Genomic DNA, 2,424 nt, shown 5'->3' with positions numbered 1-2,424 from the left:
CCCGATGCTTTCATGACTTGTGACCCGCGCGATCGCCAAGACCGCTATATTAAACGCTATCCCAAATTCATCGCCGAAGTCCTTTCAAGCAGTACCGAAGCCTTTGATCGGGACCTCAAATTCACCGACTACCAAAACCTCGATCGCCTGGAAGAATACGTCCTCATTTCCCAAGACAGCCAGCGCGTTGAATGCCGTCGCCGCATCGCTGCCGATACTTGGGAAACTACCATTTATGAGGCGGGCGATCGCATCACCCTCACTAGCCTTGACCTTGAATTTCCTAGCGATCGGCTCTATCGCGGTCTGGATTAACTCTCTCTATGACCCCTGCTATTGCAGCAGCGCTATCAGAGGTATCTCGGCTGTGTTTAGACAGATATCCTGTCATTCATTAACTAGATTATCATCATTTAGCATAAGCATAATAATTCGGTATAAGGGGTCAAGCTCAACCTGAATAATATCCCAAACTATTTGAGGATTAACTATAAAATAAGTATGGGCAATTACATCCCTTAACCCTGCAACCTGTCGCCAGGGAATTTCGGGATATTGCTGCCTCAGAGAATCGGGAATCTGTTTAGTTGCCTCCCCAATAATCAGCAAATTATGAACCACCGCATCTAAGGTTTTGGGGTCTCCAACAAAGTCGGAATAATCCATTCCCTCTATGTAATCTTTTATTTTATCAATGCAAATACAAATATCCTGCAAATATAGCCTTAGATCACGAGACATAGACCACCTCTTTTAAAATCCTGTCTCGAATCTGAGCCTTAATATCTCCCTGAATAACCAAATCCACCTTCCGTCCGAATAAATCCTCTAAGAAAAACTTTAAATCCATATAGTTTCGGAACGTGGGTGTCCCCTCAAACTCAACCAAAACATCTAAATCACTACTATCGGTCATTTCTCCGCGAACAAAAGAACCAAAAACTCCCAAAGATTTAACACCGTAGGTTAACTGAACTTGAGGAAGATACTGTTTTAACACCCCATACACTTCCCAAAAATTACAATCATTTAAACCATGAAGTTTCACCATGACTAAACCCCCCTCTGTTTAGAATTCAGGCAAGCTAAGATATCTTCTTGGGTAAGATAGGGAAAGTCATCTAGGATTTCTGGGTAGGTCATGCCAGAGGCTAAATAAGACAGCAGATCATAAACGGTGATTCGCATTCCACGAATACAGGGTTTACCACTGCGTTTGCCCGGTTCTAGGGTGATGCGATCGCCATAGTTCATGGTTTGTACCTCTGTTTCAATTTTTTCAATGATTAATGACTTTGATTTTGCCGGTAACGACATCATCTCAAGGGAATAACCCATGTTCTCATTATGGCTGGCAATGGGCAAGTTTGCGATCGGCCTGCGGGGTCTAACCACCGCGATGAAACTCCAGATAGAGTTCATCCCGCCATACCGAGAGAGTCGCTGGTAATTGGGTTTCCACGCCATGCAGATAATCCGTCGCCGAGGAAAAGGCCAACCGGGGGAAGTGGAGCCACCGCCATAGTCGCCCACCCCTGGCAACCACCTGCGATCGGGCAAACCCGTCTCATTCTGCCAATCCGCTTCGAGAATCGGGGAACCGCCACAATGAGGGTCCCCAAGTCAACGAGTAAGCCCCAGGGTAAATAACTCTGAAGCCGAATCACCACATTGCCGGTTAAGATAGGGAGACAGTTGGCATCTGTCTGTATGTTTGTACACCCTATGAACTTCTCGGATATTAATGATGTATCAAGACCCAATTGTAGAAGAAATTCACAGAATTCGCGAAGAGTATTCACGGTCATTCAACCACGACTTGAAAGCTCTTTTCGCTGATTTGCAAAAGCAGCAAGCTGAGAGTGGCCGAAAAGTTGTAAACTTATCGCGCCAGCATCGTCTAACAACAGGTTGGAGTGGAGGAGCAACAGAGCTAGGTGAAGAGGAAAAGGATACTAGCCGCCCCTCAACTTAGCCGTTAGGTGGTTTGGAATCGAGGCCGTCGGGTAGGCCGGTTGCCTCAACTCCTGTGGTCAATTACTGATTTTCTGAACCGGCTCACCCTACCTTATACCCCTATAAAAGCGCATAATTTTAACAAGATTAGGGTAATTTTTTGTTCACGGTTCTAAGTCCCGCGCCTTCAGTCCGGAGGGAGTATGTCAAACTGGAGAGAGTCACCCCTTGAGCAACCCCAACTCATGATTGCCATTCCCCACCATATCAGCCCCGACGACTATCTCGCCCTTGATCGCCAAAACCCCATCCGCCACGAATACCGACAGGGTTTGGTTTACGCCATGAACGGCTCTAGCGATCGCCATTCACGGATTGCAATAAACCTCCTGAGTGAGATGGATCGACATCTTGGCGACTCACCCAATCGCTTCTACGGCAGCACTGTCAAAGTCAACTACAAAGATG

The 2,424-nt window shown here is 46.5% G+C and carries 6 protein-coding genes; 3 read left to right on the top strand and 3 right to left on the bottom strand.

Features of this window, described 5'->3' with window-relative positions; all coding sequences use genetic code 11:
• Positions 1–315: Uma2 family endonuclease (locus tag NG833_RS29490; RefSeq protein WP_254568827.1), on the top strand; the 315-nt coding region annotated here is incomplete at its 5' end.
• A gap of 72 nt (positions 316–387) precedes the next feature.
• On the opposite strand, the gene NG833_RS29485 is transcribed toward NG833_RS29490, so the two are convergent.
• The 3 genes from NG833_RS29485 to NG833_RS29475 are packed head-to-tail and all read right to left on the bottom strand — an operon-like array spanning position 388 to position 1,254.
• Positions 388–741 (bottom strand): DUF86 domain-containing protein, encoded by a 354-nt coding sequence (locus NG833_RS29485; protein WP_254568826.1) that lies wholly within the window; start codon positions 739–741, stop codon positions 388–390.
• Positions 731–1,051, bottom strand: coding sequence for a nucleotidyltransferase family protein (locus tag NG833_RS29480; protein WP_254568825.1), 321 nt, complete (start codon positions 1,049–1,051; stop codon positions 731–733). The genes NG833_RS29485 and NG833_RS29480 overlap by 11 nt, the downstream gene beginning before the upstream one ends.
• A 2-nt stretch (positions 1,052–1,053) precedes the next feature.
• Positions 1,054–1,254 carry a DUF433 domain-containing protein gene (locus tag NG833_RS29475; RefSeq protein ID WP_254568829.1) on the bottom strand — a complete coding sequence of 67 codons (201 nt, stop codon included), beginning with the start codon at positions 1,252–1,254 and terminating at the stop codon, positions 1,054–1,056.
• 490 nt (positions 1,255–1,744) lie between these two features.
• On the opposite strand from NG833_RS29475, the gene NG833_RS29470 reads away from it, so the two are divergent.
• Positions 1,745–1,975, top strand: coding sequence for a hypothetical protein (locus tag NG833_RS29470; protein WP_309143898.1), 231 nt, complete (start codon positions 1,745–1,747; stop codon positions 1,973–1,975).
• Between the two features lie 184 nt (positions 1,976–2,159).
• Positions 2,160–2,424 (top strand): Uma2 family endonuclease (locus NG833_RS29465; RefSeq protein ID WP_254568824.1); only part of this gene is annotated, 265 nt, incomplete at its 3' end.

It is taken from the genome of Oscillatoria sp. HE19RPO (genome assembly GCF_024220515.1).
In the GTDB taxonomy this organism is placed as follows: domain Bacteria; phylum Cyanobacteriota; class Cyanobacteriia; order Cyanobacteriales; family Laspinemataceae; genus Laspinema.
This window is presented reverse-complemented; position numbering and strand designations above follow the sequence as displayed.